General features: G+C 70.4%; 2 protein-coding genes. Both read left to right on the top strand.

Translation table 11 applies throughout. From position 1 onward, the window contains the following. Nucleotides 1-806 (top strand): M24 family metallopeptidase (locus tag RTM68_RS18015; RefSeq protein WP_312173634.1); only part of this gene is annotated, 806 nt, incomplete at its 5' end. Beyond that, nucleotides 776-2,940: beta-L-arabinofuranosidase domain-containing protein (locus RTM68_RS18010; protein WP_312173633.1), on the top strand; the 2,165-nt coding region annotated here is incomplete at its 3' end. The genes RTM68_RS18015 and RTM68_RS18010, both read left to right, overlap by 31 nt.

Below are 2,940 nucleotides of genomic sequence, written 5' to 3'. Positions count from 1 at the left end.
AGCTCCGGCTGGCGATCGACGCGACCGTCTCGGGTTTCGCGGCGGTCGTCGCCGAGATCCCGCGCGCCATCGCCGACGGTCTCGGCGAGCGCTGGCTGCAGGGCACCTTCGACCGGCATGCGCGCACGCACGGCAACGGTCCCGGATACTCGACCATCGTCGGCTCGGGCGCGCACGCGCCGATCCTGCACTGGGTGCGCTGCGATGGCCCGATCCACCCCGATCAGGCACTGCTGCTCGACATGGGTGTCGAGGCCCGCTCGCTCTACACCGCCGATGTCACGCGCACGGTTCCGGCCGAGGGCACGTTCAGCTCGGCCCAGCGCGAGGTGCACGACCTGGTCGAGAAGGCGCACCGCGCGGGTCTCGACCAGATCCGCCCCGGCACGCCGTACCTCGACTTCCACTTCGCGTCGATGCAGGTCGTCGCGCAGGGCCTGTACGACTGGGGCCTGCTGCCCGTGTCTGTCGACGAGGCGCTGTCGCCGCACGGTCAGCAGCACCGCCGCTACCTCGCGTGCGGCATCGGCCACCACCTCGGCCTCGACGTGCACGACTGCAGCCAGGCGCACTACGAGGACTACATGGGCGCCGACCTCGAGCCGGGCGTCGTGATGACGGTCGAGCCCGGACTGTACTTCCACGCGCACGACCTCACGCTGCCGCCCGAGCTGCGCGGCATCGGCGTGCGCCTCGAAGACGACATCCTCGTCACGCCCACCGGATCCGACGTGCTGTCGGACGCCCTCCCCGTCGACGCCGCGGGCATCGAGGAGTGGACGCAGCGGCACCGGGCAGCGCGATGACCCGGGGCAACGCGATGGCGTGGGACGCCGCGGTGACGGGGAGCGCGGCGGCGGCGGGGAAGGCGGGTGCTCGTTCAGACGAGAACCCGCCGGCCAGCGGCATCCTCTCCTCGGCGCAGCTGCGCCCGTTCCCGATCGACCGCGTGCGCATCGGCGACGACAGCGTCTTCGCGAGGGCGAAGAACCAGATGCTGCACCTGGCACGCGTGTATCCGGTCGATCGGCTGCTCGCGGTGTTCCGTGCGAACGCGGGGCTCGACACCCGTGGGGCCCTGGCTCCCGGCAACTGGGAGGACTTCGGTCACCCGCGCGAGCAGGCGTGGGGCGAGGCCGACTACCCGGGTCGCGAGAACGCGCAGACGGCGAACCTGCTGCGCGGGCACTACGCCGGCCACTTCCTCTCGATGCTCGCGCTCGCCTACGCGGGTGAGCGCGATGAGGCACTGCGCGCCAAGGTCGACGAGTTCGTCTCCGGTCTCGGCGAGGTGCAGCGTGCGCTCGCGGCGACCGGACGCTACTCGCACCCCGGCTTCCTGGCCGCCTACGGTGAATGGCAGTTCTCCCGCCTCGAGGACTACGCGCCCTACGGCGAGATCTGGGCGCCGTACTACACGACCCACAAGATCATGGCCGGTCTGCTCGACGCCTACGAGCTGACGGGCAACGTCGAGGCGCGGGACATCGCCGTGTCGATGGGGCACTGGGTCGCGCTCCGTCTGACCCGCCTCGAGCACGAGCGCATCCAGCGCATGTGGTCGCTGTACATCGCCGGCGAGTACGGCGGCATGAACGAGACGATGGCGCGGCTGAGCGTCGTGGCCGACGAGCCGCTGTTCCTCGAGGTCGCGCGGCTCTTCGATCAGGACCATCTGATCGAAGCCGGGGCCGAGCACCGAGACGTGCTGACCGACATGCACGCGAACCAGCACCTGCCGCAGCTCATCGGCTACCTGCACGAGTACGACCTCACCGGCGAGCGCCGCTACCTCGACGCGGTGCTGGGGCTCTGGGATCAGATCGTGCCCGGTCGCACCTTCGCGCACGGCGGCACCGGCGAGAGCGAGCTGTGGGGGCCGCCGGAGACGGTGGCTGGTGACATCGGCCACCGCAACGCCGAGACCTGCGCCACCTACAACCTGCTCAAGCTCGCCCGCCAGCTGTTCGCCCTCACGCGCGATCCGCGATTCATGGCCTATTACGAGCGCGGGGTGCTGAACCACATCCTCGCCTCGCGCCGCGATGTCGACTCCGACACGAGCCCCGAGGTCGCCTACATGTTCCCGGTGAACCCGGGCACGGTCGCCGAGTACGACAACATCGGCACGTGCTGCGGCGGCACCGGACTCGAGAACCACGTGAAGTACCAGGACACGGTCTTCTTCACCACGGCGGATGCTGCTGGTGTCGACGCGGGTGGTGCCGACGCGGATGGTGTCGATGCTGCTGGTTCCGACGTCGAGCTGTGGGTCAACCTCTTCGTGGCCGCGACGCTCGACTGGCGAGAGCAGCACGCGACGGTGCGGATGCAGACGACGCAGCCGCTCGGCGGCGTGACCGAGCTGACGATCGACGGCGACGCCGATTTCGCCGACGGCACGGTGCTGACGCTGCGCATCCGCGTTCCCGAGTGGGTGGCCGAGACGCCTGTGCTGCGCATCGGCGACGAGGTGATCACCGCTCCGATCGAATCCGGCTACCTGGTCGTGCGTCGGCCGTGGACCTCGGGTGAGGTGCTGCGCATCGAGACGCGCGCGTCGCTGCGCGCGGTGCCGACGATCGACGATCCGGCGCTCCAGTCGATCGAGTTCGGTCCGTCGGTGCTGGTCGCACGATCGGATGCGACGACCACCCTCGACCTCGCGCTCACGCAGCGGCGACGGCTCGACGGCTCGCTGCGCATCGATGACGCTCTGCGGGCCGACGAGGCCGAGGGGGCGTTGCGGGCCGACGGCGCCGTGCACATCGCCGGAGTGCGGTTCGAACCGGTCTGGACCGGGCGTGACGAGCGGTACCACATGTACGTGCGGGCATCCGGGGCCGAGGTCGGGTTCGTCGGCGCCGACACCGAGGTGCCGGTGCGCGTGCGACACGACGGCAGCTCTCTGCTCGACGACGTGTGGCGCGAGCCCGCTCC

Origin of the sequence: Microbacterium sp. (genome assembly GCF_031988965.1) — a bacterium.
Classification (GTDB): domain Bacteria; phylum Actinomycetota; class Actinomycetes; order Actinomycetales; family Microbacteriaceae; genus Microbacterium.
This window is presented reverse-complemented; position numbering and strand designations above follow the sequence as displayed.